This is a genomic window from Cupriavidus sp. YR651 (assembly GCF_900101625.1).
In the GTDB taxonomy this organism is placed as follows: Bacteria; Pseudomonadota; Gammaproteobacteria; order Burkholderiales; family Burkholderiaceae; genus Cupriavidus.
Window position 1 is genome coordinate 332,943 of sequence record NZ_FMYZ01000007.1, and the last position, 26,950, is coordinate 359,892.

General features: G+C 66.1%; 28 protein-coding genes. 19 read left to right on the forward strand and 9 right to left on the reverse strand.

Annotated features, from left to right (window positions below):
* The first annotated feature begins 36 nt into the window (after positions 1 to 36).
* The 9 genes from rsfS to BLR29_RS20790 all read left to right on the forward strand — a co-directional run bounded on the left by rsfS (position 37) and on the right by BLR29_RS20790 (position 7,674).
* Positions 37 to 804 (forward strand): ribosome silencing factor, encoded by a 768-nt coding sequence (gene rsfS / locus BLR29_RS20750; protein ID WP_176861008.1) that lies wholly within the window; start codon positions 37 to 39, stop codon positions 802 to 804.
* Positions 805 to 862: 58 nt separating this feature from the next.
* A complete protein-coding gene (gene rlmH / locus BLR29_RS20755; RefSeq protein WP_092139029.1) occupies positions 863 to 1,342 on the forward strand; it encodes a 23S rRNA (pseudouridine(1915)-N(3))-methyltransferase RlmH in 480 nt (159 codons plus the stop codon).
* A gap of 86 nt (positions 1,343 to 1,428) precedes the next feature.
* On the forward strand, positions 1,429 to 2,070 hold the full coding sequence (locus BLR29_RS20760; protein WP_092139031.1) for a Maf family protein: 642 nt from the start codon (positions 1,429 to 1,431) through the stop codon (positions 2,068 to 2,070).
* Positions 2,071 to 2,180: 110 nt separating this feature from the next.
* Positions 2,181 to 3,644, forward strand: a complete 1,464-nt coding sequence (rng, locus tag BLR29_RS20765; protein WP_092139033.1) for a ribonuclease G — start codon at positions 2,181 to 2,183, stop codon at positions 3,642 to 3,644.
* Positions 3,645 to 3,865: 221 nt separating this feature from the next.
* On the forward strand, positions 3,866 to 4,720 hold the full coding sequence (gene phnC, locus BLR29_RS20770) for a phosphonate ABC transporter ATP-binding protein (protein ID WP_092139035.1): 855 nt from the start codon (positions 3,866 to 3,868) through the stop codon (positions 4,718 to 4,720).
* Between the two features lie 57 nt (positions 4,721 to 4,777).
* The gene (gene phnD / locus BLR29_RS20775) at positions 4,778 to 5,758 is read left to right on the forward strand and encodes a phosphonate ABC transporter substrate-binding protein (RefSeq protein WP_092139037.1); all 981 of its coding nucleotides are present in this window, start codon (positions 4,778 to 4,780) and stop codon (positions 5,756 to 5,758) included.
* A 78-nt stretch (positions 5,759 to 5,836) separates the two neighbouring features.
* The gene (phnE, locus tag BLR29_RS20780) at positions 5,837 to 6,649 is read left to right on the forward strand and encodes a phosphonate ABC transporter, permease protein PhnE (protein WP_092139040.1); all 813 of its coding nucleotides are present in this window, start codon (positions 5,837 to 5,839) and stop codon (positions 6,647 to 6,649) included.
* 27 nt (positions 6,650 to 6,676) lie between these two features.
* Complete coding sequence (locus tag BLR29_RS20785; protein WP_092139042.1) at positions 6,677 to 7,219, forward strand: phosphonate degradation HD-domain oxygenase; 543 nt, start codon at positions 6,677 to 6,679, stop codon at positions 7,217 to 7,219.
* A complete protein-coding gene (locus BLR29_RS20790) occupies positions 7,219 to 7,674 on the forward strand; it encodes a GNAT family N-acetyltransferase (protein WP_092139044.1) in 456 nt (151 codons plus the stop codon). Before BLR29_RS20785 ends, BLR29_RS20790 begins: the two co-directional genes overlap by 1 nt.
* Positions 7,675 to 7,820: 146 nt before the next feature.
* Here the strand turns inward: BLR29_RS20790 and phnN are convergent, their stop codons facing one another.
* The 4 genes from phnN to phnF form a co-directional block, all read right to left on the reverse strand.
* A complete protein-coding gene (gene phnN / locus BLR29_RS20795) occupies positions 7,821 to 8,438 on the reverse strand; it encodes a phosphonate metabolism protein/1,5-bisphosphokinase (PRPP-forming) PhnN (RefSeq protein ID WP_092139046.1) in 618 nt (205 codons plus the stop codon).
* Positions 8,435 to 9,166 (reverse strand): DUF1045 domain-containing protein, encoded by a 732-nt coding sequence (locus BLR29_RS20800; protein WP_092139048.1) that lies wholly within the window; start codon positions 9,164 to 9,166, stop codon positions 8,435 to 8,437. The genes phnN and BLR29_RS20800 overlap by 4 nt, the downstream gene beginning before the upstream one ends.
* On the reverse strand, positions 9,163 to 10,380 hold the full coding sequence (locus BLR29_RS20805) for an alpha-D-ribose 1-methylphosphonate 5-triphosphate diphosphatase (protein WP_092139050.1): 1,218 nt from the start codon (positions 10,378 to 10,380) through the stop codon (positions 9,163 to 9,165). The genes BLR29_RS20800 and BLR29_RS20805 overlap by 4 nt, the downstream gene beginning before the upstream one ends.
* 93 nt (positions 10,381 to 10,473) lie before the next feature.
* A complete protein-coding gene (gene phnF, locus BLR29_RS20810) occupies positions 10,474 to 11,208 on the reverse strand; it encodes a phosphonate metabolism transcriptional regulator PhnF (RefSeq protein WP_092139052.1) in 735 nt (244 codons plus the stop codon).
* 191 nt (positions 11,209 to 11,399) lie between these two features.
* On the opposite strand from phnF, the gene phnG reads away from it, so the two are divergent.
* The 9 genes from phnG to BLR29_RS20855 all read left to right on the forward strand — a co-directional run bounded on the left by phnG (position 11,400) and on the right by BLR29_RS20855 (position 18,604).
* Positions 11,400 to 11,897: a phosphonate C-P lyase system protein PhnG gene (gene phnG / locus BLR29_RS20815; protein WP_092139054.1), complete on the forward strand. Its 498-nt coding sequence runs from the start codon at positions 11,400 to 11,402 to the stop codon at positions 11,895 to 11,897.
* Position 11,898: 1 nt separating this feature from the next.
* Entirely contained in the window at positions 11,899 to 12,543 is a 645-nt protein-coding gene (gene phnH, locus BLR29_RS20820) for a phosphonate C-P lyase system protein PhnH (protein ID WP_255371336.1), read from the forward strand.
* Between the two features lies 1 nt (position 12,544).
* Complete coding sequence (locus BLR29_RS20825) at positions 12,545 to 13,711, forward strand: carbon-phosphorus lyase complex subunit (RefSeq protein ID WP_092139056.1); 1,167 nt, start codon at positions 12,545 to 12,547, stop codon at positions 13,709 to 13,711.
* The gene (locus BLR29_RS20830; RefSeq protein WP_092139058.1) at positions 13,708 to 14,607 is read left to right on the forward strand and encodes an alpha-D-ribose 1-methylphosphonate 5-phosphate C-P-lyase PhnJ; all 900 of its coding nucleotides are present in this window, start codon (positions 13,708 to 13,710) and stop codon (positions 14,605 to 14,607) included. The genes BLR29_RS20825 and BLR29_RS20830 overlap by 4 nt, the downstream gene beginning before the upstream one ends.
* Positions 14,604 to 15,380 (forward strand): phosphonate C-P lyase system protein PhnK, encoded by a 777-nt coding sequence (phnK, locus tag BLR29_RS20835; protein WP_092139060.1) that lies wholly within the window; start codon positions 14,604 to 14,606, stop codon positions 15,378 to 15,380. Before BLR29_RS20830 ends, phnK begins: the two co-directional genes overlap by 4 nt.
* Before the next feature lie 5 nt (positions 15,381 to 15,385).
* Positions 15,386 to 16,111 (forward strand): phosphonate C-P lyase system protein PhnL, encoded by a 726-nt coding sequence (gene phnL / locus BLR29_RS20840; RefSeq protein WP_092139062.1) that lies wholly within the window; start codon positions 15,386 to 15,388, stop codon positions 16,109 to 16,111.
* A gap of 33 nt (positions 16,112 to 16,144) precedes the next feature.
* Positions 16,145 to 17,359: an alpha-D-ribose 1-methylphosphonate 5-triphosphate diphosphatase gene (locus BLR29_RS20845; protein WP_092139064.1), complete on the forward strand. Its 1,215-nt coding sequence runs from the start codon at positions 16,145 to 16,147 to the stop codon at positions 17,357 to 17,359.
* A 1-nt stretch (position 17,360) separates the two neighbouring features.
* Positions 17,361 to 17,933: an MOSC domain-containing protein gene (locus tag BLR29_RS20850; RefSeq protein WP_092139066.1), complete on the forward strand. Its 573-nt coding sequence runs from the start codon at positions 17,361 to 17,363 to the stop codon at positions 17,931 to 17,933.
* 152 nt (positions 17,934 to 18,085) lie between these two features.
* Positions 18,086 to 18,604, forward strand: coding sequence for a hypothetical protein (locus BLR29_RS20855; protein WP_092139067.1), 519 nt, complete (start codon positions 18,086 to 18,088; stop codon positions 18,602 to 18,604).
* 65 nt (positions 18,605 to 18,669) lie between these two features.
* On the opposite strand, the gene BLR29_RS20860 is transcribed toward BLR29_RS20855, so the two are convergent.
* From BLR29_RS20860 to BLR29_RS20870, 3 genes are all read right to left on the reverse strand, one after another.
* Entirely contained in the window at positions 18,670 to 19,263 is a 594-nt protein-coding gene (locus BLR29_RS20860) for a peroxidase-related enzyme (protein ID WP_092139069.1), read from the reverse strand.
* 86 nt (positions 19,264 to 19,349) lie between these two features.
* The gene (msbA, locus tag BLR29_RS20865; protein WP_092139071.1) at positions 19,350 to 21,116 is read right to left on the reverse strand and encodes a lipid A export permease/ATP-binding protein MsbA; all 1,767 of its coding nucleotides are present in this window, start codon (positions 21,114 to 21,116) and stop codon (positions 19,350 to 19,352) included.
* Positions 21,113 to 21,454: a hypothetical protein gene (locus BLR29_RS20870; protein WP_143018488.1), complete on the reverse strand. Its 342-nt coding sequence runs from the start codon at positions 21,452 to 21,454 to the stop codon at positions 21,113 to 21,115. Before BLR29_RS20870 ends, msbA begins: the two co-directional genes overlap by 4 nt.
* A gap of 13 nt (positions 21,455 to 21,467) precedes the next feature.
* Between BLR29_RS20870 and BLR29_RS20875 the strand changes: the two genes are divergently transcribed.
* Positions 21,468 to 22,250, forward strand: coding sequence for a glycosyltransferase family 2 protein (locus tag BLR29_RS20875; RefSeq protein WP_092139075.1), 783 nt, complete (start codon positions 21,468 to 21,470; stop codon positions 22,248 to 22,250).
* Here the strand turns inward: BLR29_RS20875 and BLR29_RS20880 are convergent.
* Entirely contained in the window at positions 22,183 to 23,418 is a 1,236-nt protein-coding gene (locus BLR29_RS20880) for a glycosyltransferase (protein WP_255371337.1), read from the reverse strand. The genes BLR29_RS20875 and BLR29_RS20880 overlap by 68 nt on opposite strands.
* A 4-nt stretch (positions 23,419 to 23,422) precedes the next feature.
* The gene (dnaE, locus tag BLR29_RS20885; protein ID WP_092139077.1) at positions 23,423 to 26,932 is read right to left on the reverse strand and encodes a DNA polymerase III subunit alpha; all 3,510 of its coding nucleotides are present in this window, start codon (positions 26,930 to 26,932) and stop codon (positions 23,423 to 23,425) included.
* Positions 26,933 to 26,950 lie beyond the last annotated feature (18 nt).

Genomic DNA, 26,950 nt, shown 5'->3' on the forward strand with positions numbered 1-26,950 from the left:
ACCCCTACCCGAATGAAGCTGAACAAGAAAGACACCATGGATATTCGTAAACTGCAACGCGCCATCGTCGACGGGCTCGAGGATGTCAAAGCGCAGGACATCAAGGTGTTCGACACCACTCACCTGACCGAATTGTTCGACCGGGTGGTGATCGCCAGCGGCAATTCGAACCGCCAGACCAAAGCGCTCGCGGCATCCGTGCGGGATACGGTGAAGGATGCCGGCGGCCATATCGTGGCCGTGGAAGGGCTGGAGACCGGCGAATGGGTGCTGGTGGACTGCGGCGATGCCGTGGTGCACATCCTGCAACCGCAACTGCGCCTGTACTACAACCTGGAAGAAATCTGGGGCGACAAGCCGGTGCGCCTGAAGCTCGCCGCCAAGCGCGGTCTGGTCAAGGCCAGCGAGCCGATGGATGGCGAAGACGAAGAAGAAGTGGCCGCACCGCGCGCGCGCCGTGCATCGAACCTGCGCCCGGCGCTGGCCCGCCTGCCGGAAGGCATGAAGGAACCTTCGCCGCCGATGGGCCACGAGGACACCGACCCGGACGCGATTGCCACGATCCGCAAGCCGGTGCGCAAGACGAGCACTGGCACGGCCGTCAAGACCACGACGGCACGCAAGACCGCCAGCGGCACGACGGCACGCAAGACGACCGCTGGCAAGGCCCCCGTGAAGAAGGCTGCTGCGAAGTCCCCCGCCAAGACGTCGGGCAGGACGGCAACGAAGACGGCGGCCAAGCCAGCAACCAAGACGGCCGCCAAGACCGCCGCGCCGCGCAAGCGCGCCACGCGCTCGGCCTGATCCAGACGTTTGGCCTGATCGGCTGATCGCCTGACCCTGCATCCACCGGGCATCGCCTATGCAACTCGTCATCGTGGCCGTTGGCCACAAGATGCCCGGCTGGATCGAAACCGGCTTTGCGGAGTATGCCAAGCGCATGCCGCCCGAACTGCGCATCGAGCTGCGCGAGGTCAAGCCGGAAGCCCGTTCCTCCAGCAACAACGCCGCCACCGTGATGCAGCGCGAGGCCGCACGCATCGAGTCGATCCTCGGCTCGCTGCCCAGGCAATGCCGCATCGTTGCGCTCGATGAACGCGGGCGCGACTTCACCACGGTCCAACTGGCCGAACAGCTGACCGGCTGGCAACGCGATGGCGGCGACGTCGCCTTCCTGATCGGCGGCGCCGATGGCCTCGACCCGGCCCTCAAGGCCCGGGCCCAGACACTGATTCGTCTTTCCAGCCTGACCCTGCCGCACGGCATGGTGCGCGTGCTACTGGCCGAGCAGCTCTATCGCGCCTGGTCGGTCACCCAGAATCACCCCTACCACCGCGTCTGAGCTCGCCTGGGCTTGACTGGGTACGTCCGCGCGGCATCCGCACATATCCCCGGCGGGTACAATCGGCACACCACGGGCCGCCCGGCATGCCGCCGCGCGGCCGCGTCATTTCCAAGCCTGCCGTGACCGCCGACATCCTCTACCTCGCCTCCCAAAGCCCCCGCCGCCGTGAACTCCTGACGCAGCTGGGCGTGCAGTACGAACTCCTGCTGGCCGATGACGGCGAAGATGCCGAGGCACTGGAGGCCGCGCTGCCCGGCGAGACCCCCGACGCGTACGTCCAGCGCGTGTGCGCGCTGAAGGCCGAAGCCGCCCTGCGCCGCCGCGAGCGCCGCGGCCTGCCCGATGCCCCAATCCTCACCTCCGATACCACGGTCTGCCGGGGCGGCGACATCCTCGGCAAGCCCACGGACGCCGTTGACGCCGCTGCCATGCTCGGCGCACTGTCCGGCACCACCCATCGCGTACTGACCGCCGTGACCGTGATTTCGGCGCTGGGCCTGCGCCACGCGCTGTCGATCTCCCACGTCACTTTCCGCGCGATGACAAGCGCCGAGATCGACCGCTACGTGGCCAGCGGCGAGCCTCTCGGAAAGGCCGGCGCATACGGCATCCAGGGCCGTGCGGCCGAGTTTGTCGAGCGGATTGACGGGAGCTATTCGGGTATCATGGGCTTGCCTTTGTTCGAGACCGCGGCACTGCTACGCGAGGCTGGCCTGCGCTTCTGAGCGCGCACCCTCCCGGCTGCGTCTGACACGGCAGGCAGGGGTCAGAAGTCCGGTCAGCCGCCGGACGACAACAACAAGCGCCGGCATACCGGCGACGCGCATCCACCGCTATGACTGAAGACATCCTCGTCAACATCACGCCGCAAGAAACGCGCGTTGCCATCGTGCAGCAGGCCGCCGTCCAGGAATTGCATGTCGAACGCACGCTCACTCGCGGGCTGGTCGGCAATATCTACCTGGGCAAGGTCGTGCGTGTGCTGCCGGGCATGCAATCCGCTTTCATCGACGTTGGCCTCGAGCGGGCCGCGTTCCTGCACGTTGCCGATATCTGGCACCCGCGCGATCCGGACAAGAACGGCGCCGCCCCGCTGGCCATCGAGAAGACGTTGTACGAAGGTCAGGCGCTGATGGTGCAGGTCATCAAGGACCCGATCGGCACCAAGGGCGCGCGGCTTTCCACGCAGGTCAGCATCGCCGGCCGCACGCTGGTGTACCTGCCACAGGACCCGCATATCGGCATCTCGCAACGTATCGAGGGCGAGGTGGATCGCGAAGCGCTGCGCGCACGCGTGCAGGGCCTGGTGCCAACCGACGAGCGCGGCGGCTTTATCGTCCGCACGATCGCGGAGGAAGCCACCGATGAGGAACTGGGCAACGACATCGCCTACCTGCGCAAGATCTGGGCGTCGATCCGGCTCAATGCCACCACGCAGCCGGCGCCGAGCCTGCTCTACCAGGACCTGAACCTGGCTCAGCGCGTGCTGCGCGACTTCATCAATGACGCCACCGGCGTAATCCAGATCGATTCGCGCGAGAACTACCAGAAGCTCGTGGAGTTCGCGCAGGAGTACACGCCGGCCGTGCTGGCGCGCCTGTCGCACTACACGGGCGAACGGCCGATCTTCGATCTGTTCAATATCGACGCCGAGATCGAGAAGGCGCTGTCGCGCCGCGTGGACCTGAAGTCCGGCGGCTACCTGATGATCGACCAGACCGAGGCGATGACGACGATCGACGTCAACACCGGCGGCTACGTGGGTGCGCGCAACTTCGACGACACAATCTTCAAGACCAATCTCGAGGCGGCCCACACCATCGCGCGCCAGCTGCGCCTGCGCAACCTGGGCGGCATCATCATCATCGACTTCATCGACATGGAGAACGTCGAGCATCGCGATGCGGTGCTCTCCGAACTCAAGCGTGCGCTGTCGCGAGACCGCACGCGCATCACGGTGAACAGCTTCTCGCAGCTGGGGCTGGTGGAGATGACGCGCAAGCGCACGCGCGAATCGCTCGCGCACGTGCTGTGCGAGCAGTGCCCGGTGTGCTCGGGCAAGGGCCAGGTCAAGACGCCGCGCACGGTGTGCTACGACATCTTCCGCGAGATCATGCGCGAGTCGCGCCAGTTCAATCCGCGCGAGTTCCGCATCCTGGCCTCGCAGGACGTCATCGACCTGTTCCTCGAAGAAGAGAGCCAGCATCTGGCGATGCTCGGCGACTTCATCGGCAAGCCGATCTCGCTGCAGGTGGAATCGACGTTCCACCAGGAACAGTACGACATTATCCTGATGTAAGAGGTAGCCGGGCGATGGCGCCCGGCTGATCGCCCGTGTGGCCGGTCGCCCGACCGGGAGCCGCCGGTGTGGTGAAATCGATTTCATCGCACCGCATGGCCGCCCAATGGTCGCCGAATGCCTCACCTCCGATACATCCATCGGAAAACCTCCGTCTCACGTCATCGTTCTGTCATCGGCCCCCGCCAGAATGCGCAAGTCATTCAAGCAAGGGAGTCGACATGACGCATGCAATTGAAGTCCGCGGACTGAGCAAATCGTTCCGCGCGGACCGCAAGGCGCTTGACGATGTCACGCTGCACGTCGCGCCGGGCGAAATGGTCGCCCTGCTGGGCGCTTCGGGTTCGGGCAAGTCCACGCTGCTGCGCCACGTGGCCGGATTCATCACGGGCGATGCCGGCGCGGGTGAGATCCTCGTCAACGGTCGCACCGTGCAGCGTAATGGTCGTCTGGCCGGCAACGTGCGCAAGGTGCGCGCCGAAATCGGCTTTGTGTTCCAGCAGTTCAACCTCGTGGGCCGCCTGCCGGTGATCACGAACGTGCTGGTCGGCATGCTGACCCGCATCCCCAAGTGGCGCAGCCTGCTGCGTATCTTCAGGGCCAGCGAAATCCAGGCCGGGCTCGATGCCCTCGCGCAAGTTGGTATAGACGACTATGCGTTTCAGCGTGCCTCGACGCTCTCCGGCGGGCAGCAACAACGCGCTGCCATCGCCCGCACGCTGGTGCAGAACGCCCGCGTGATCCTAGCCGACGAGCCGATTGCCTCGCTCGACCCGGAATCGTCGCGCCGTGTGATGACGCTGCTCTCCCAGATCAATCGCACGCGCAAGGTGGCCGTGGTGGTGTCGCTGCATCAGGTGGACGTAGCGATGCGCTACTGCCCGCGCGTCGTGGCACTGCGTCAGGGCAAGGTCGTCTACGACGGCCCGTCCGCCGCGCTCACGCCCAGCATGCTGCGCGATCTCTATGGCACGGAGGCCGACGAGTTGCTGCACGACTCCGCGCCCGAAGCAAACGCGTCCACCGAGGGCATGCCTGTGCCCGCGATGGTCACGATGAATCTCGCGGCAGCCTGAACGGCCGCTCGCGCATCCCAGTTCTTACCCCCAAGCGTATCCAAACCGGAGTTATCCATGCTTCGCAGAACCTTTCTCGCCGTGGTGGCCTCGGGTGTCGTCGCCCTGCCCGCATTCGCGCAGGACGCCAAGACCCTGAACATCGGCTTCATCTCGACGGAATCGTCGTCGAACCTGAAGTCCGCCTGGCAGCCGCTGATCGACGACCTCAGCAAGACGCTGGGCGTGCAGGTCAAACCCTTCTTCGCTTCCGACTACGCCGGCATCATCGAAGGCATGCGCTTCAACAAGGTGCAGATCGCCTGGTTCGGCAACAAGTCCGCCATGGAAGCCGTGGACCGCGCCAGCGGCGAGGTGTTCGCCTCCGTGATCGACAAGGACGGCAACCCGGGCTACTGGTCGCTGCTGATCGTCAGCAAGGATAGCGACCTGAAGAGCGTCGAAGACGTGATCAAGCGCGGCAAGGACCTGAGCTACGGCGCCGGGGATCCGAACTCCACGTCGGGCACCGCCGTGCCGGGCTACTACCTGTGGGCCGCCAACAAGGTGGAACCGAAGACGCTGTTCAAGGCCGTGCGCATCAGCAACCACGAAACCAACCTGCTGTCCGTGCTGAACAAGCAGGTGGACGTGGCGGTGAACAATACCGAGAACTTCGAGCGCTATCGCATCAACACGGGCAAGAACGCCTATGACCAGGTGCGCGTGCTGTGGAAGTCCCCGCTGATCCCGGCCGACCCGATGGTCTACCGCAAGGACCTGTCGCCCGAGCTGAAGAAGAAGATCCAGACCTTCTTCGTGAACTACGGCAAGGGTGCCGACGCCGCGCGCGAAAAGCAGGTGCTGGCCACGCTGACCTACCAGGGCTTCCGTCCCTCGTCCGACGCGCAGCTGGTGCCGATCCGCCAGATCGAGCTGGCCAAGGAAAAATCCAAGATCGAATCGGACAGCACGCTGGCCGCCGCCGACAAGGAAAAGCAACTTGCCGAAGTGACCCGCCGACTGGCCGAGCTGGACAAGGCCATCAGCACGCAATAAGCCCCACCCGCCGGGGCCGATGGCGCCAGGCGTCGTCGGCCCCGCGCCGTTGTTACCTGCCTCCTACCGGATTGCCCCATGACTGCCACCGCCAGGCCCGGCCTGCCTCCCTCGCCCCAAAGTAACGTCCGGCCGCCGCGCACCTCCCTCTCCGTGATGCTGATCTGGGCGATCGTGTTGGCCATGCTCGCCATGTCCTGGGAGGGCGCCGACATGCGTCCGCTGGACCTGCTGCGCGATTCCGGCAACATGGCGAAGTTCGCCGCCGATTTCTTCCCGCCCAACTTCCGCGACTGGCAAAACTACCTCGACGAGATGCTCGTCACGGTCCAGATCGCGCTGTGGGGCACCGCCATCGCCGTGGTGATGGCAGTGCCGCTGGGCCTGCTGTGTTCGGCCAACATCGTGCCGGCCTGGGTCTATCAGCCGGCGCGCCGCATCATGGACGCCTGCCGCGCCATCAACGAGATGGTCTTCGCCATGCTGTTCATCGTGGCGGTGGGCCTCGGGCCGTTCGCCGGCGTGCTGGCGATCTGGATCCACACCACCGGCGTGCTGGCCAAGCTGTTTGCCGAAGCGGTGGAAGCCATCGATCCGCGCCCCGTGGAAGGCGTGCGCGCCACCGGCGCCGGCCCGATCGAGGAAATCGTCTACGGCGTGATTCCGCAGGTCCTGCCGCTCTGGCTGTCGTTCGCGCTGTATCGCTTCGAGTCGAATGTGCGTTCGGCGTCTGTGGTCGGCATCGTTGGCGCCGGCGGCATCGGCACCGTGCTGTGGGAAATCATCCGCAGCTTCCAGTACGCGCAGACTTGCGCCGTGATGATCATCATCATCCTGTTTGTCACGGCCATCGACATCATCTCGGCGCAAATCCGCAAGGTCCTCGTCTGAGACCTGCGCAGCGACTATAGTCAAACCATGCTGACCCTGACCCGCATCGAAACCCTGTTTGCCAATCACGGCACCGCCTACTATGGCGGCGAGGCCATCAGTCAGACTGCGCACGCGCTGCAGTGCGCGCAGCTGGCGGAGCACGCCGGCGAGCCCGAGCCGCTGATCGTGGCCGCCTTGCTTCATGACGTCGGCCACCTGATGCTGGCGGAAAGCAGCACCACTGACATGCGCCACCAGGAGGCTGCCGCCAATGCGCTGGCTGCCCTGTTCGGCGATGACGTCACCGAACCCGTGCGCCTGCACGTGGCTGCCAAGCGCTACCTGTGCGCCACCGACGCGGCCTACTTCGACACGCTGTCGCCCGCCTCGGTGCACAGCCTGGCGCTGCAGGGCGGCCCGTACGACGCCGCGCAGGCCGACACCTTCGCCGCCAACCGCCACGCCGATGCGGCGGTGCGTCTGCGCCGCTACGACGACCTGGCGAAGGTCGTCGACCTGGCCACGCCGCCGCTGGCGCACTACCTCGACATGGCCGCGCGTTGCGCGCGTCCTGCCGCGTTGCCGTGATGAGCGAGATGGTCCTGACCCTGCGGGAGGTACGCGGCTCCGATGCCGAGCTGCTGCACCTCTCCGCATTGCTTGCCGCGATGGATGACGAGCCACCGCTGCCGTTGGCCACAATGCGCGAGCGCTATGCCACGATGCGCCGCTATCCGGACTATCGCTGCTATCTGATGGTAGACGAGAACGAAGTGCCGCTCGGCACCTTCAGCCTGCTGGTGTTTCCCGTGATGGTCCACGACGGTCGCCCGGAGGCGATCGTCGAGGCTGTGGTGGTCGCGCCGTCGGCACGCGGCATGGGAATCGGCAAGGCGATGATGCGGGAGGCGATGCGCCTGGCCCGCGAGGCCGGCGCCGCCAAGCTGGCGCTGTCATCGAACGCGCGCCGCCTGCAGGCGCATCAGTTCTATCGCCAGCTCGGGTTCACGGAGCACGGCATCAGCTTCAGCACCGATCTCTGACATGAAGGTCTGATCGCCGACCTGCGCTTCAAGCCAGCAATTCTGGCTGACGATTCAGGCCGGCCATTCGGGCGCGGATGTCGGTTTTTGCACTGAAGCCTGGAACCTCGCCCGGGGATTTCCGGCGCGAGGCTCCGGCCCGAAACTCAGACTTGCGATGCTGGCGCTGAGGTAACGCCGACCAGCTGCGCAAACGTCGCCGCGGACGCCTCCAGTGCGCCGCTGTTGTCGATCTCCACGAGCTGGCAGCCTGCCGGCACATCGAAAGCTTGCCCGGCGCGCGCCAGGCGCTTCTCGATCGCCTCTTCCGATTCGCGGCCGCGCTGGCGCAATCGTGCCGCCAGCACCTCCGGCTTCACGCGCACGTGCACGGCGCACAGCTTCGGGTAGCGTGCGACGGCTTCCGGCAGATACTCGCGCGAACCGTTGACGATGACCTTCAGCCCTTTATCCAGCCAGTGCTCGATCTCCACGCCGATGCCGTAGTGCAGTCCGTGGCTGTGCCAGTCCAGCGCCATGCAGCCGAGGGCCTTGCGGCGGTGGAACTCGTCGGCGGAAAGTGCCACCGACGCCTCGTTGGCATCGGCATCGCGCGTGATGTAGCGATGCGCGACCACGATGCGGTCGTCGGGCCCCAGACGCTCACGCAGCGCACGCAGCAGCGAATCCTTGCCGCTGCCGGATGGCCCCATGACGTAGAACAGGCCGCGCCCGTCGGCGGCGCTATGGGTCGTAGGGGTCGTAGGGGTCGTAGGGGCGCTCATGCGTCCAGGTACGCCGCGCCGGCGCCATCGAGGGTACTGCCGTTGAAACCGTAGTGCCGCGCGGCGATGAAGTCGGCGCCCGGCTTCGGCTGCACGAACACGCTGATGCCATCGACATGGAGCGGCGTCTCCAGCAACCCGATGCCCGCGGCGGATAGTCGCGCAAGCGCGGCGGCCGCGTTGGCGGCATCGAGCATGCCGGTCAGCGTGATGTGGAACGTGAAGGTCTCGAAGACGTAGGGGTAGCCCCAGGCGTCCAGCATGCGGCGCTCCTCCGCCGTCAGCCGCTCCGGCCTGCGCCTGGCGAGCTCGTCAGCGGTGGCCGGTGCACGGAAACGCTCGAACGTGCGCACGCAGGCATCCGCAAGCGCATGCATCTGGCGCGGGCCCTCGGCGCCATCGTCCAGGCACCACGCGACAAAGCCGCGCAACGCGCGCAGTGTCAGCGGCGCATCGAATCCTTCCCGGCCACGCACGAAGTCGCGCACGGCGGCATCGAGCATCGGCGCATCGGTGCCCGCCGCAAGCCGGAACGGTGGTTTCAGCGTGGCATGCAGGCCGTAGTGCGCCGGGGCCTTGACCCAGTCAGCGGGGCGCGGCTCCATGCCTTTCGGCATGGACAGCGCGGCGCCCGTATCGGCATTGCGGCCGAGCCATTGACTGCCGAACGATCGGAACGGCTCGGCCGGCGCGAGGTAGATCGCGTAACGGTGCGCTTGCATGGTCACGCGGCCAGGCTGCCCGCATCGGCATAGTCGGCGTCGGCGATGTCGATCAGCGGCAGCGCCGTCGTCGCCTGTTTCAGCTCGCCACGGACGATGGTGCCGCAGACACGCGGCAGGCCAGGCTGGCGATCATCGACCAGGATGGCGTCGGCGCGCAGGCCCGGCAGCAGCGTGCCACGATCACGCAGGCCAGCGGCGCGGGCCGGATTGCGCGACACCAGATGCCAGGCGCTGGCCAGGTCCACCACTCCCAGTTGCGCCAGCTTGAACGCGGCCTGCAACGGGGCGGGATAGTAGTAGTCGGACGCCAGCACCGTGCACAGGCCCGCCGCGACCATCTCCGTCGCGTTGGGTGCGCCGGTATGGCTGGTGCCGCGCACGACGTTCGGCGCGCCAAAAACGGTTTCATCGCCGAGTTGGCGGGCCAGCGTGGCGGCTTCGATCGTCAGCGGGAATTCGGCGATGCCGCAGCCCTGGCGGTGATAGTGCTGTCGCGTGGCCACGTCCGGATCATCGTGCGAGGCCACCGGCAGGCCCACCGCGCGCGCGGCGGCGATCAGGCGCGACATGGCGGCAGGCACCTCCTGCGCATTGCGGCTGGCCACGCGCAGGCGGCTGCGGAATGTCTCGGCGTCGCATTCGGCACGCTCGGCGTACTGCAGCATCTTGCGGTCGTCGGCCATGCGGCGCGCCATGGTAGGCAGGTGATCGTTGATGGCCAGCAGCCCCACGCGGCCATCGGCCATCCACGACAGCGCGGTCTCCACGCCGGCGAGATGATAGGCCTCGAAGCGCAGATGCACCTTGTGCGCGGCACCCAGCACGGGTTGCAACTGCGCGAGCGCCTCGAACATGCGGAGCGCATACGCTTCGCCGCGCAGGCCGCCTTCCCAGGACAGCGTCACGCCGTGGAATTCGGTGGTGATGCCGTGCGCCAGCAATTGCCGGTCCACATCGATCAGCGCCCCCGCGTACGGAAAGCTGACACCGGGACGCGGCATCACCGCGCGCTCGAATGCGTCGCCGTGAATGTCGACGATGCCGGGCAACACCAGCAGGTCGCCGGCATCGATACAGGGGCCAGATGCGGGCGCTTGCTGCGCCACGTTGCCATCCAGAAAGCCCAGCGTCGCCGGGCCGATGCCACCGGCACCCAGTACCCGGCGGCCCGTGATCCCCGCGAGTGGGGGCGATTGCGTTTGATTTGTCGTATGCATAGGCAACACGTTAGCGCTGGCAGATGACAGACGGATGTCTAGACCAATGCGGCGAGGCCGTCTCACTATGCGGCAACGTCGCAACCCTTGTGCTCAGTCGTTGTCGGACACGGTGAGCTGAACCCAGTCGCCGGCAAACCTCACCATGCTGTACTGCACCGGCACGCCATCGATATCGACGTTCAGCGCTTCCACCTGCAGCACGGGACGCGTCTTCGGCTGGTTCAGCAGCCGAGCCACCGGCGCGCTGGGCATGGCGGCCGTGATGCGCGACCACTTGCGCGTGTAGTCCGCGATGCCGAAATGCGCCAGTGCGCGCGAGATCGATTGCATCTCACGCAGTTGTGCGTCCATGGCCGGGAACCGCTTGAGATCGAAATAGTGCTCGGCGACGTCGATGGTGCGGTCCTCGGCCTTGCCGACCATCTGCACGTGCAGGACTTCGGCCGTGCGCGGCAGGCCCAGATGCTTGGCCACTTCCGGTGCGCGCACGACCTGGCTGTCGAGAATCTCCATGTGCCCGCGCATGCCCTGCGCGGCCAGGTTCTGCGAAAACCGCGTGCGGCGCCCGATCGCATAGTCGATGGCGTGTTCCTGCACGAAGGTGCCGCGGCCTTGCTCGATCCGTACCAGCCCGCTCAGTTCCAGCTCGCCCATGGCGCGCCGGATGGTGTGGCGGTTCACAGCGAACCGCGTAGCCAGCTCCGGCTCGGGCGGCAGCTGCTCGCCGGGGCCATACAGCTTGTTGCGGATGTCGTCCGCCAGCGCCTCGCCAATCTGGCGCCACACGGCCACGCCGGAGCCGCGTTCGACTTCTCGATCAGACATCTTGCCCTGCCCTCTTGTCATCAAGCATTCATCAATACCATGCGATTGTGCCTCAGCCCCGGGGCGCCCGTCCCGCGTCTCCGCCAGTGTCCGAGCAATCGCCGGACCCGTCATGAAACGTTCATCTGGCTGTGGTCTAGTAGCGCCGTGTTGTGGTAGTTTACATCTAAACGTATAGACGTATAGGGGTGATGATGCAAAGCGAAACCGCCAATCAGGCCAACGCGGCCCGCGCCGCATGGCTGCGGACCCTGGCGCTGGCGCAAACGGACGCGCTCGATGCGGCCTACGCGCGGCTCGGCGAGTCGGGTGCCCTGCCCGGCTACCGCCTGCTGCGCAAGCCGGAATCCGGTATGGCGATGGTGCGTGCCCGCGCAGGCGGCACCGGTGCCCAGTTCAACCTGGGCGAAGTCACGGTCACGCGCTGCGCGGTCGTCCTGGAAGACGGCGATGCGGGCAGCGTCGATGGCACGGCGGGCGTGGCCTACGTGCAGGGGCGCGGCGTGCGCCATGCGGAGCAGGCGGCCGTACTGGATGCCCTGCTGCAGCGTCCAGCCTGGCATCAGCGCGTACAGGACATCGTGCTGGCGCCGCTGGCCCGGACCCTTGCCGAGCGCGCGGCGCACGAGGCAGCCACCGCCGCCCAGACGCGCGTCGAGTTCTTCACCATGGTCCGCGGAGAGGACTGACATGCCGACCATCCCATCGATCCCGCCGATCCCGACCACCACCGCCATGCGAGCCACCCCGGCCACCTCGCTGCTGCCCGGCTTCGACAACCCGGTCGACGATGCGCAGCAAGTGTTTCGCGCCACGCTGGAAGCATTTGCCCATCCGGGTCGCGTGGAGACCCTGCCCGTCACCAGCGGCCTGCCCGATGGCCTGTCGCCCGGGCTGGCCGCGCTGCTGCTGACGCTGGCCGATCCCGACACGCCGGTCTGGCTGCCTGCGGACGTACCCGCCGCGGCACGCGCGTTCCTGCGCTTCCATTGCGGCTGCCCGCTGGTGGACGACCTCGGCGCCGCGACCTTCGTCTGCGTGCCCGCAGGACATGCCATGCCGAACCTGGCCGACTGCGCGCAAGGCGTACCGGCCTATCCGGATCGCTCGGCCACGCTGATGATGGAAGTCGCCTCGCTGACCGACGGCGACACGCTGACGCTGCGCGGTCCCGGTATCGAGGCCACGCAGACGCTGCGCATCGCCGGCCTGCCCGCCGACTTCCGCGCCCGCTGGCGCGCCAACAACGCGGGCTTTCCGCTCGGCGTAGACCTGCTGCTGGCCAGCGGCCACCAATTCTGCGCACTGACGCGCACCACGCAAGTGGAGGACTGACATGTACGTTGCCGTCAAAGGGGGCGAACGCGCCATCCTGAATTCCTACCAGATGCTCGACACGTATCGTCGCGGCGATACGTCGGTGCCCGAACTCACGCTCGCGCAGATCCGCGAGCAGATGCCGCTGGCGGTGTCGCGCGTGATGGCCGAGGGCTCGCTGTACGACCCGCACCTGGCCGCGCTGGCATTGAAGCAGGCGGCTGGCGACCAGATCGAGGCCATCTTCCTGCTGCGCGCGTATCGCACCACGCTCGCGCGCTTTGGCTATACCCAGCCGGTGGACACCGGCACGATGCGCCTGCAACGCCGGATCTCGTCGACGTTCAAGGACGTGCCGGGCGGCCAGGTGCTGGGGCCGACCTACGACTACACGCAGCGCCTGCTGGATTTCTCGCTCGAAGCGGGCCGCGAACCGGCACCGCTGCCGCCATCGGCGGAACCGCTCGCCGCAAGCATGCCGCGCGTGACGGGCCTGCTGGAAGCAGAAGAACTGGTGGAAGCCGACGAGGTTCCCGCCGGCGACCCCACGCCGCCGGACCTGACGCGTGAGCCGCTGACGTTCCCCGCCAGCCGCGCCGCGCGGCTGCAGAACCTGGCGCGTGCAGACGAAGGCTTTCTGCTGTCGATGGGTTATTCGACGCAACGCGGCTACGGCAACTCGCATCCGTTCGCGGCTGAGATCCGCTACGGCACGGCCGAAGTCGAGCTGTTTGTCGAAGAGCTTGGATTCGCCGTGACGATCGGCGAGGTCGAGCTGACCGAATGCCAGATGGTCAGCCAGTTTGCCGGCAACGCCGAGGAAGCTCCGCGCTTCACGCGCGGCTACGGCCTGGTGTTTGGCTACAACGAACGCAAGGCGATGTCGATGGCGCTGGCGGACCGCGCGATGCGCGCCGGAGAACTTGGCGAAGCCGCCGACGCCCCGGCCAACGACATCGAATTCATGCTGTACCACAGCGATAACGTCGAGGCCTCCGGCTTCGTGCAGCATCTGAAGCTGCCCCACTACGTGGACTTCCAGGCCAACCTGGAACTGCTGCGCCGCCTGCGCGCGGAGGCGGATGCCGCTAACCCGGCCGCCACCGCACTGCAATCCGTGCCGAAGGTTCAGCCACCCACCCCGCCGCAATCCCGGCCGCAATCGCAAGAGGAGACGCTGGCATGAGTCAGGTCAACGCCACCCCGGGCGCCGTTGCCCGCGACGATCACTACAACTTCGGCTACCTCGACGAATCGACCAAGCGCATGCTGCGCCGCGCGCTGCTCAAGGCCGTGGCCATCCCCGGCTACCAGGTCCCGTTCGGCAGCCGCGAGATGCCGCTGCCCTACGGGTGGGGCACCGGCGGCATCCAGGTCACCGCCGCGATCATCGGCAAGCAGGACGTGCTCAAGGTGATCGACCAGGGTTCGGACGACACCACCAACGCCATCAACATCCGCCGCTTCTTCGGCCGCGTGACCGGCGTGCAAACCACCGAGCGCACCGCCGAGGCGAGCATCATCCAGACGCGTCACCGCATTCCGGAAACGCCGCTGCGCGCCGGCCAGACGATGGTGTACCAGGTGCCCATCCCCGAGCCGCTGCGCTGGCTGGAACCGAGCGAGACCGAAACCCGCACCATGCACTCGCTGGCCGAATACGGCGCGATGCACGTCAAGCTCTACGAGGACATCGCCCATCACGGGCACATCGCCACCACCTACGACTATCCCGTGATCGTCAACCAGCGCTACATGATGCGGCCGTCGCCGATTCCCAAGTTCGACAATCCCAAGCTCGACCGCAGCCCCGCGCTGATGTTATTCGGCGCCGGGCGCGAAAAGCGCGTCTATGCCGTGCCGCCGTACACCTCGGTCAGGAGCCTGGACTTCGTCGATCATCCGTTCACCGTGGAAAAGTGGTCAAGCTGCTGTGCGCAATGCGGCGCCACGGACAGCTACCTCGACGAAATCATCACCGACGATGCCGGCACGCGCATGTTCGTGTGCTCGGATACCGAGTACTGCGCCGACCGTCAGGCCGCGCAAGCCGTGAAAGCGGCGGCGGGAGGTGCGCAATGAGCGCGACTCCACTGCTGTCGGTACGCAACCTCACGCGTACCTGGGATGGCGTGCATGGCTGCCATGACGTCAATTTCGATCTCTACCCGGGCGAGGTGCTCTGCGTGGTCGGTGAATCGGGCTCCGGCAAGAGCACGCTGCTGCAAGCCTTGTCGATGCAGGCACCGCCGCAGCGCGGCAGCGTCAGCTACGACATGCGCGAGTCCGGCCTGACCGACCTGGCCACGCTGTCGAGCGCACGCATGCGCCTGCTGGCCCGCACCGACTGGGGCTTCGTGCGCCAGCACGCCCGCGACGGGCTGCGCATGCAGGTCAGTGCCGGCGCCAACATCGCCGAGCGCCTGATGGCCGTGGGCGAGCGTCACTATGGCGACCTGCGGGAAGTCGCCGGCGCCTGGCTCGAGAAGATGGAGATCGACCTGGCCCGCCTCGACGATGTGCCGAGCACCTTCTCGGGTGGCATGCAGCAACGCCTGCAGATCGCCCGCAACCTGGTCACGCATCCGCGTCTGGTGTTCATGGACGAGCCGACGGCGTCGCTGGACGTCTCCGTGCAGGCCCGCCTGCTGGACCTGTTGCGCCGCCTGGTGACCGACCTTGGCCTCGCCGCCATCCTCGTCACGCACGACCTGGCCGTGGCGCGCCTGCTGGCACATCGCACGCTGGTCATGCAGGGCGGGCGCGTGGTGGAGCAAGGCCTGACCGACCAGATCCTCGACGACCCCCAGCACCCTTACACGCAACTGCTGGTTTCCTCCATCCTGCAGGGCTGACGACGATGCAAGCAGAGAATGCACAGAAGCTGATCGAGGTCCGTGGCCTCGGCAAGATGTTCACGTTGCACAACCAGGGCGGCATCCGCCTGCCCGTGCTGCGTGCGATCGATTTCGACGCCGCCCGCGGCGAATGCCTGGTCCTGTCGGGCCGCTCCGGCACCGGCAAGAGCACGCTGCTGCGCTGCCTGTACGGCAATTATCTGGCCACCGAAGGCACCATCCGCCTGCGCGACACCAGCACCGAAGGCGAGCCGTGGGTCGAGCTGACCAATGCCCCGGAGCAACGCGTGCTGAAACTGCGCCGCGACGTGATCGGCTACGTCAGCCAATTCCTGCGTGCGATTCCGCGCGTGTCCGCGCTGGACGTGGTGGCCGACCCCCTGCAGCAGCGCGGTGCCAGCCACGAGGAAGCCCGGGCCCGCGCCGCCGTCCTGCTGGAGCGCCTGAACCTGCCACGTCGCCTGTGGCATCTGCCTCCCGCCACGTTCTCGGGTGGCGAGCAGCAGCGCGTGAACATCGCGCGCGGGCTGATCGGCGGTCATCCGATCCTGCTGCTTGACGAGCCAACCGCCTCGCTCGATGCCGACAACCGCGCCGTGGTGATCGAACTGATCCGGGAAGCGCTGGCCGAAGGCCGCGCCCTGATCGGGATTTTTCACGACGACGCCGTCCGCGATGCGGTGGCCACGCGCCTGCTGCCGCTGCAGCCGGTCACCGCCCTCGCCTGACCCGAACTGACCAGACCTGAAACGGAATCGGACATGTCTGCTACCTATCTGACGCACGCCACGCTGGTGCTGCCCGACCGCGTGCTGCAAGACAGCGCACTGCTGATCGACGACGGCCGCATCGCCGCCATCGAACCCGCACCCTCCGCGGTGCCCGCCCACGCCACCGTGATCGACCTTCGCGGCCATACCGTAATGCCGGGCCTGATCGACGTGCATTGCGACGCCATCGAAAAGGAAGCCGAGCCGCGCGCCAACGTGCTGTTCCCGCTGGACTTCGCCGTGGCACAGGTGGATCGCCGCAACGCCGCGGCCGGCATCACCACGCCGTACCACGCGCTGTCGTTCGCCAGCAATCAGTTTGGCGTGCGCAACAACGACACTGCGGCCACGCTGGTGCGCACCGTGTCCGGATATCGCGAACACAGCCTCGTCGACAATCGCATCCACTGCCGCTATGAAGTCACCGACGCCGCCGCCGTGCCGGTGCTGGAGATGCTGATGGAAGAAGGCGTGGTCGACCTGCTGTCCGTGATGGATCACTCGCCCGGCCAGGGCCAGTTCAAGACACTGGATGCCTATCTGTCGTACATGATGGGCAACCACGGCATGAGCCGCCAGGAAGCCGCCGATGCCGCGACAAAGAAGACCGCCGAGCTCGACGGCGCGCATGAACGCGTGAACCGGCTGGTGGCAAAGGCACACGCGCTGGGCATTCCCACGGCGAGCCACGACGACGACTCCCCGCAGCGCATCGCTGCCATGCACGCACTGGGCGTGCGCATGAGCGAGTTCCCGATCAACGTCGAAACCGCGCAGGCCGCTTCGACCCATGCGCTGCCGACGATCCTCGGCGCGCCCAACGTACTGCGCGGCAAGAGCCAGAGCGGGTCGATGCGTGCGATCGATGCGATCCATGCCGGCGTGGGCAACATCCTCTGCTCGGACTACCAGCCGTCGACGCTGATTGCTGCAGCCTTCGCCGCCGCGCGTCTGGCCGGGTTGCCGCTCAACAAGGCGCTGGCGCTGGTCACGGCCAACCCGGCCGACGCCTGCCTGCTGTCGGATCGCGGGCGACTGGTGCCAGGCGCCCGCGCCGACGTGATCGCCGTGGCCAGCGTGGCGGGCCAGCCGTTGGTCACGCATACGTGGTCCGCCGGCCGGCTCGTCTTTGCAGCGGGCTACCCGGCGGTGCAGCATGCGGCCGCACACGCGGCGCCGCGTGAAGCTGTGCGCGAGGTGGCCTGAGATGTCGACGGGGCTCGTGGACGCGCCTGTGGGTGCCGGGGTACGTGTTGTCGCCGTCAGCCGCAGCCCGGCCCACGGGTTCAGCAAACCGCGCGAGGATGCCATCCGGCTCCTCGCCGGACTTGGGGTGGAAGGCGATGCCCACGCGGGCGTCACCGTGCAGCATCGCTCACGCGTGGCCGTCGATCCGACCCAGCCGAACCTGCGCCAGGTCCACCTGATCCACGCGGAACTGCACGCCGCGCTGGCGGAGGCAGGCTTCGACGTCGGCTACGGGGAACTGGGCGAGAACATCACCACGCAAGGAATCGATCTGCTGCGCCTGCCCACGGGCACACGGCTACACATCGGCACGGCCGAGATCGAAATCACTGGCCTGCGCAATCCGTGCGTGCAGATCGACCAGTTCCGAAAGGGACTGCTCCGGCAGCTGGTGTATCGGGATGCGCTGGAGGCACTCGTGCGCAAGGCGGGCGTGATGGGAGTGGTGCTGGCGGGCGGCATGGTGCGCCCTGGCGATGTGATCGAAACGGTGCTGCCAGCGCTGCCGCATCGCGCGCTGGAACGCGTGTAGCGACCACATTCTCTGAATATAGTCATCGCCAGCCGGCGCGTACTTAGGACTTGTCCCAATCACATGCGGCTCGCCTTCGGATACCCATCCCCTACACTGAAGGGACGGTCCGTCTACATGCCATGACGCCCGTGTCGTATCGAGGAGCCAGCATGCCGTTCACGCCAATCCTGCCAGCCATGCTGGCTATTTTTTTGTGCGCGGCGTGCGTGCCGCCCATGCTGGTCAATCGTCCCCCGCCGGCGCAGGAACCACCTGCCGCGTCCAGATCGTATCCACCGCCACCGCCAGTGGCCCGCGCCACGCCTATCGTGCCGCATGAGATCCATATTTCCGCCGCTTGCAAGCGCACCGAGGAAGACGGCTTCCGCGAGGAGGCGATGGTGCGCGTATCGCACAATTCCGTGCAGACGCTCACGTGGAAACTCTGGGTGTCCCGGAGGGGGTCCTGCCACTTCGATCTCGATGAATTCAAGCAGGTACAGCAGACGCCACACATCGAACTGCACGCCGTGGACGGCAGCGGTTGCAAGCTGATGGTCTGGCAAGACCCACGGCGCATCACGCTGGCCCACGCCAGTTGCGAGAAGCATTGCACGCCTGGCATCTATGAGCAGGCGTGGCCAGTCCTGTTCGATCCGAAGAGCGGCGCCTGCGCGGAAATACGCTGACGCCGGCGCCGGCGGCCGAGGACTTCGCCAGTCACCGGCCGTCGCCGGCTTTTGGCCGTGGCAGGCTACTTTGCCTTGGGCACGCGCCCCATCAGGAAGAACTCGTCGTTCGGCCGCATGCCGATGGTGTTGGCCATCCGATTCGACAGGCCGAAGAACGCGGTGATGGCGGCAATATCCCAGGCATCCTCGTCGTCGAAGCCGTGCGTGCGCAGTGCGTCAAAGTCGGCTTCGCTGATCTCGTGGGACGACTGGCAGACCTTCATCGCGAAATCGAGCATCGCGCGCTGGCGCGGTGAAATATCCGCCTTGCGATAGTTGACGGCAACCTGATCCGCAACGAGCGGCTTCTTCTCGTAGATCCGCAGGATCGCGCCATGGGCCACCACGCAGTAGAGGCACTGGTTGGCGCCCGACGTGGTGACCACGATCATTTCGCGGTCGCCCTTGGTCAGCGAGCCCGTCTCCTTGAGCATCAGCGCGTCGTGATAGGCAAAGAACGCACGGCACTCGTCCGGCCGATGGGCCAGGGCAAGGAAGACGTTGGGGACAAAGCCGGCCTTCTCCTGGACCTCGAGAATGCGCTGGCGGATATCGTCCGGCAGATCCTTGATGGCGGGAACCGGGTAGCGGCTGATCGGGGGATGGGCGTGGGTCATGCTGTCTCCTCGGGGTGTATCCCCCTGTTGGTACATGCCCGGCCGCGGCAGGCGCGCCGCGGCCGCGAAAGCCTGACGGGAAGCCCCTAGTCCTGCGTCGCGAACTGGATACGGTGCAGGCCAGCGTAGAGACCGCTAGCCGCCAGCAGTTCGGCGTGCGTGCCGTGCTCGGCCACGCGGCCATGCTCCAGCACAACGATCCGGTCGGCGTTCTCGATCGTCGACAAGCGGTGGGCGATGACCAGTGTGGTCCGGCCCACCATCAGCGATTCCAGCGCGGCCTGCACCTGGCGTTCGGATTCGGAATCGAGCGCCGACGTGGCTTCATCGAGGATCAGGATCGGCGCGTCCTTGTAGATCGCGCGCGCGATGGCCAGACGCTGCCGCTGGCCACCCGAGAGTTTCATGCCGTTGTCGCCGATATTGGTCTCCAGACCTTCCGGCAGTCCCTTGACCACTTCGGTCAGGTACGCCGCCGCCAGCGCCCGCTCGACGCGCGCCATATCGATCTGCTCGTGCGAATGCACGCCATACGCCACGTTCGCCGCGACGGTGTCGTTGAACAGCACCACATCCTGGCTTACGAAGGCGATCTGGCGGCGCAGGTCGACCAGTGCGATCTTGTCGATCGACTGGCCATCCAGCAGGATCCGCCCTTCGGTCGGATCGAAGAAGCGCGGCACCAGGTTGACCAGCGTGGTCTTGCCGCTGCCGGACGGGCCAACCAGTGCCACCACCTCGCCGGGCGCCGCGCGGAAGCTGACGTGGTTCAGCGCGGGACGTCCGGCATCGCCATAGCGGAAACCAACATCGTTGAAGACGAGGTCGCCCTGAGCACGGTCCAGCGGCAGGCCGCCGGTCTGCGGCTCGATCGGTTCGTCGATCAGCCCGAAGATCATCTCGGCGGCGGTCAGGCCGCGCTGGAGAGGCTGATTCAGGTCGGTCAGGTGCTTCAGCGGCGAGATCAGCAGCAGCATCGCCATCACGAAACCGGTGAAGCCACCCACCGTGGTCTGGTTACCCTGGGCCTGGACCATGGCGATGGTCAGGATCACGGACAGCGCCAGCGCCGCCAGGAATGCCGTCACCGGCTGGTTGAGCCCGCCAGCCACCGCCATGCGCATCGAATAGCCGCGCAGGCGTTCAGCCATGGCCTCGAAGCGGGACAACTCATAGGTCTCGCCACCATGCAGCTTGACGACCTTGTAGCCACCCGCGGCTTCTTCGACCACATAGGCGGCCGTGTTGGTCAGCGCCTGATGATCGCGGTTGAGCCGCCGCAGCCGGCGGTTCACCCTCGACATGATGAAGCCGATCACCGGCAACAGCACCGCCACCACCAGTGTCAGACGCCAGTTGGTATAGAACAGGTAGATCAGCAGCGCCACCACGGTCAGCGAATCGCGTACCAGCGTGATCAGCACGCCGGTCAGGATCTGCAGCACCTGGTTGACCTCGAAGATCACCGCATTGATCAGGGACGCGGCCGTATTGCGGTGATAGAAGAGCGCGGGCGCTTGCAGCATGCGGCTGAACATCTGCATCCGCATCCTCAGCAGCACGCGGTTGGAAATCTGTGCGAGCAGGAAGCCGGAGGCGAATTGCGACACGCCGCGCACCAGCGCCACGCCGGTCAGCAATGCCGGCACATGCCAGAGCTTGCCCGCATAGGCGCCACCAAAGCCCTTGTCGAGCAGGTCGTTGACGACCTTCGGGATAATCCCTTCGCAGGCGGCGACGACGCCCATGGCCAGGATCGCCAGCAGGAAGACCCGCATCTCGGGCTTCAGGTAGGCCCAGACGCGTTTTAGGGTATCGGTTTCCTGGGTCGTTGATTTATTGTTTTCGTTCACGATGACTCCGCCCCGGCGGTGCGGGGAGTATTTCTTGCCTCGACGGCGGTCGCCAGCGACAGGCGCGAGGAGTTGTCCAGCATGTTCCAGTTACCGTGGACTACCGCGGGAGAAACCAGTATTGCGGTGAGTACCGCTAGAATGGCGAGCCCAAGGGGGCGCAATTCCGCGCGGCAGGTGCGCCATGCCCCGGCCAGCCGACGGTTGGCCAGCAGCGCGCCAGGCAGCACGGGCCCGATGAATACCCCGGCGCCGCGCGGTACGCACAGCAACAGGACGGGAAACGAAAGAACGATGACGTTGGCCAGTGGCGCCAGCGCCGGTTGACGGTACCCCATTGCAAGCATCTCTATGAAAATCTCTGTCGTACTGATAACAAAAAACGAGGCGCACAATATCCGGGAGTGCCTCGAAAGCGTGTCCTGGTGCGACCGCGCGATTATAGTGGACTCCGGCAGCACGGATGGCACCGTGGAGGCCGCCCGCGCCATGGGCGCCGAGGTCTGGGAGACCACGACATGGCCAGGCTTCGGCCCCCAGAAGAACCTGGCCCTGTCCAAGGCCCAGAGCGAATGGGTACTCTCCATCGATGCCGACGAACGCGTCACGCCTGAACTGCGCGACGAAATCCTGGCCGCCATCGACGCCGGGCAGGCCGATGCCTATGACATGCCCCGGCTTTCCCGCTTCTGCGGCCGCTTCATCCGCCACGGCGGCTGGTATCCGGACCGCATCACGCGCCTGTTCCGCCGCGGCAAGGCCCGCTTCACGGACGATCTGGTCCACGAAAACGTCGTCACGGACTCCACGGTCGGGCATCTGCGTACGCCGCTGCTGCACTACACCTACGACGATTTTTCGCAGGTCCTGCGCAAGATCGACCAGTATTCGACGCTGGGCGCCCATCAGGCATTCCAGCGCGGCAAGACCGCATCGCCGGCCGGCGCCATGCTGCACGGTAGCTGGGCGTTCCTGCGCACATACCTGTTCCGGCGCGGTTTCCTCGACGGCCCACAGGGGCTGGGGGTCGCGCTGATGAACGGACAGGCCAGCTACTACAAATACGTCAAGCTGTGGCTGCTGCAGCAGCAGGCAAGGCAGCAGCCGCAGTCAGGCGATCCACAACCACGCTGAACTCAAGCGCGGTCGGACCAAATCCCATCTGTTCGATATGGCGCGCCGCGTGCGCAAGCAACGCCTCGCGCAGCGGGGCGTCCTGCAAGCCGCGACGGATCGCGCCAGCCAGCCCCTGCACGTCGCCCACTGGCACCAGCAGCCCCGCACGTCCCTCATCGAGGATCTCACGCGGCCCGGTGGGACAGTCGGTGCTCACCACCACCTGCCCCACGGCCAGGGCCTCCAGCAGCACGTTGGGCAGCCCTTCCATCTTCGAGCTGAACGCCATCAGCCGGGCCCTGCGAATCCATGCATACGGATTGGGCTGGAAACCGGCAAATGTCACGCGATCGGCAATGCCCAGCGAGGCCGCCAGCGCCTCCAGCTGCGCGCGCGATGCGCCATCGCCGACCAGCACGAGTCGCTCCTCAATGCCGTCCTTCACCAGTTGCGCATAGGCGCGCAGCAGCGTCGTGAAGTCCTTCTGGCTCTCCTCCAGGCGACCAACAGAGACGATAAACGGCTGCGTCGGCGCATCCACGGACGCCAGCGCCCGGGTGCGAATGCTGTCGAGGTCAATCGCGTTGTACAGCCGCACGAACTTGTCGGCGGCCTCCGGGATCAGCGCGCGTGCATCGCGCAGCATGCTGTCGTTCAACGTCACGACGGCGTCATAGTGCTCCCGGCACTGCCGCCGTAGCTTGCGCAGCTTGCGTCGGTGACCGCGCGCCAGGTGCGCCACGCTGAAATGCTGGTAGCCGATCATCGGCACCGGCAGCCGCCCCGTCAGGCGCGACAGCGACATGTCGTAGTCCACCACGATGTCATAGTCGCCCACGATGCGGCGGAAGCGCCGGTTCAGCAGCGGCTTGCGCACGGGCGGCAGCAGCAATTCCTCGTAGACCTTGCCGAGCGGTCCGAGCTTGCGTGCCTTCTTGAGCTGGCGGCAGCGCGACAGCCAGGGCTCGGGGGCCAATACATGCACCTTCACATCGGCAGGCAAAAGCTCCCGGAAATGCGATTCCAGCGCGTCGGTCGGATAGGTCAGCGTCAGGCCGATCTCGAACCGGCTGCGATCCAGCGAGGACAGCAGCGAAACGAGCGACGTCTCGATGCCGCCATGCAGGAAATGTGTCAGGTGAAACAGGATTCTCTGCTTGCGCACGTCGGAAATGGAATGCGTCATGCCATCAGCCATAGATCATGCGCACGCTGTCGCCCAGCGCAATACGGAAACTGGCCAGCGCGTCGTCGGACGGCGTGATCTGCCATTGATCGCTCAGCATGGTTTCGCACTGCGCGGTCTTGCTCACATAGCTGATGCGCACTGGCAAGCCCGGCGCGCGAGCGGTATTGGCCAGGTACGGTGTCAGCAGTTCGCGCAGCCGCTCCGTCGATGCATTGCCGTTGAAGCCCAGGCAGACAGCATCGGCATACTTCGCCCGCGCGGCCACCAGGTCCATGACCGATTCGGCGGTAAAGCGCACCCCGCCGGTGAACGTGTCGTGACGCGCGTTGCCTTGCGCGATCAGCAGCTCGTCCTCGCGGAACATATGGCGGTTGGCGTCGAACAGCTCGTTGAAAACCGTCATCTCGATCTGGCCGGTGCCGTCGTCGAGTTGCACGATCAGCATCTTGCCCCGCTGGGTCATCTGCGTGCGGATGCCAGTGATTACACCGGCCACCACCTTGCCGCGCACGTCGCGACCATACCCGCCGCCGTTACCCTGCACTTCCTTCTCCAGGGCGCCCAGCGTGCCCTTGACGAACCGGCGCACCTCATCGCGCCAGGCATCGAACAGATGGCCCGAGAAGTAGTAGCCGAGCGCCTGCTTTTCTTCCTGCAGCGTACGCTTGGGCGTCCATCGCGGTTCGTCGATCAGCTCCGGACGATGCGCCTCGCCGGCATCGCCCATCAGGTCGAACAGCGACACCTGGTTGGCGGACTCGGCCTTCTGGTCGGCCGCTTCCATCGCGATCGACACCGACGCCAGAAGCTGGCCGCGGTTGTCGTTGAGGCTGTCAAACGCGCCGGCGCGAATCAGCGCCTCGATCGTGCGGCGATTGACCTGACGACGGTCCACGCGCTCGCAAAAATCGAACAAGTCGCCGAACGGCTTTTCCTCGCGTGCGCGCAGGATGTCTTCGATGGCCCCCTGCCCGGACCCCTTGATACCGCCCAGGCCATAGCGAATGGTCTTGCCGTCGGTCGGCGCAAAGCGGTACTCGCTGGCGTTGACGTCCGGCGGCAACACCTTGATCCCGTTCAGCCGGCAGTCTTCGTAAAGGATCTTGACCTTGTCCGTATCGTCCATGGCCAGCGACATGTTGGCTGCCATGAATTCGGCCGGATGATGGGCCTTGAGCCAGGCGGTGTAGTACGCCAGCAGTGCGTAGGCTGCCGCGTGCGACTTGTTGAAGCCGTAGCCCGCGAACTTTTCCATCAGGTCGAAGATGTCGTCGGCCTGCTGCGACGACAGCCCGTTCTTGTCGGCGCCCTCGCGGAACAGCTCGCGATGCTTGGCCATCTCCTCGGCCTTCTTCTTGCCCATGGCGCGGCGCAAGAGGTCGGCGCCGCCCAGCGAGTAGCCGCCGATGATCTGCGCCATCTGCATCACCTGCTCCTGGTAGACCATGATGCCGTAGGTCTCCTTGAGCACCGGCTCAACGCGCGGATCGGGGTACTCCACCTTCTCGCGGCCATGCTTGCGCGCGCAGAAGCTCGGAATCAGATCCATCGGGCCGGGGCGATACAACGCCACCAGCGCAATGATGTCCTCGAAGCGGTCAGGCTTGGCGTCCTTCAGCATGCCCTGCATGCCGCGGCTTTCCAGCTGGAACACGGCCACCGTGTTGGCGGTCTTCAGGATGTCGAACGCAGGACCATCGTCGAGCGGGATATGGCTGCAGTTCCAGTCGGCCTTCGACGGATCGAGCCGGCGGATATAGCGCTCGGCCCAGTCGAGGATCGTCAGCGTGGTCAGGCCCAGAAAGTCGAACTTGACCAGGCCGGCCGCTTCCACGTCGTCCTTGTCGTACTGGCTGACCACACCGCTCATGCCGTCGTTCTGGCCGCCCTGCGTGTAGAGCGGGCAAAAATCGGTCAGGCGGCCAGGCGCGATCAACACGCCGCCGGCATGCATGCCGACGTTACGCGTCATGCCTTCCACGCGCTGCGCCAGCTCCAGCAACTGGCGGACTTCTTCCTCGTTGTTTTCGCGCTCGGCAAGGACCGGCTCTTCCTTCTTGGCTTCCTCGATGGTGACCAGCTTGCCCGGCTTGAACGGGATCAGCTTGGCCACGCCATCGACAAAGCCATAGCCGAGGTCGAGCACGCGGCCCACGTCGCGCACGGCGGCCTTGGCGGCCATGGTGCCGAACGTGGCAATCTGGGACACGGCATCCTTGCCGTATTTTTCCTTCACGTACGTGATCACGCGATCGCGGCCGTGCTGGCAGAAGTCGATGTCGAAGTCGGGCATCGACACCCGTTCCGGATTCAGGAAACGCTCGAACAGCAGCGCGTACTTGAGCGGATCCAGGTCGGTAATGCCCAGGGCGTACGCAACGAGCGAACCGGCGCCCGAACCACGGCCCGGACCCACCGGCACGCCGTTGTTCTTGGCCCAGTTGATGAAGTCCGCCACGATCAGGAAGTAGCCCGGGAAACCCATCTTGATGATGGTGCCGGTCTCGAACTCCAGGCGGGCGTAGTACTCCGGACGTTTGGTCTCGCGCTCGGCCTCATTGGGGAACAGGACCGTGAGTCGCTTTTCCAGGCCCTCGCGCGCCATGAGGACGAGGTAATCGTCCAGCGACATGCCATCCGGCGTCGGGAACAGGGGCAGGCGCGGCTTGCCGAGTTCCAGCGTCAGGTTGCAGCGCTTTGCGATTTCCACCGCGTTCTGCAGCGCGGAGGGAATGTCCGCGAACAGCGCGCACATCTCGTCCTGCGTCTTGAAATACTGGTCCGTCGTGAACTTGCGGGTACGACGCGGGTTGGCCAGCAGTTCGCCCTCGGCGATGCAGACGCGGGCTTCGTGCGCCGTGAAGTCATCAGGCGTCATGAACTGCACAGGATGCGTGGCCACCACGGGCAGCTGCAGCGCTGCCGCCAGTTGCACCGCCTGCTGCACATAAGCATCGGTACCGGGCAGGCCGGCGCGCTGCAGTTCGATGTAGAAACGTTGCGGGAAAATGGTCGCCCAGTGCTGCGCGGCCCGGCGTGCGCCGTCCTCATTGCCGTTGGCCAGCGCCTGGCCGACGTCACTGCCCATGGCACCGGATAGCGCGATCAGGCCGGTTGCAAGCGGCAGGCCCTCTTCGCCTGGCTCTTCGAACCAACCCGGCTCCAATTCGGCGCGGCCGCGATGCTGGTTGCCGAGCCATGCGCGCGACAGCAGGGTGCACAAATTCAGGTAGCCGAGGCGGTCCTGCACGAGCAGCAGCATGCGGGCGGGCTTGTCGCGGTCATCGGCATTGGTCAGCCAGACGTCAGCGCCCACTACCGGCTTGACGCCGCTACCACGCGCTTCCTTATAGAAACGGATGAGGCCGAAGGCGTTGGCGAGGTCGGTCAGCGCGAGTGCGCCCATGCCATCCTTGGCGGCGGCCTTGACGGCATCCTCCAGGCGGACGATGCCGTCCACGATGGAGTATTCGGAGTGCAGGCGGAGGTGTACGAAGCGGGGTGCGGACATAGGGCGCCATTGTACCGG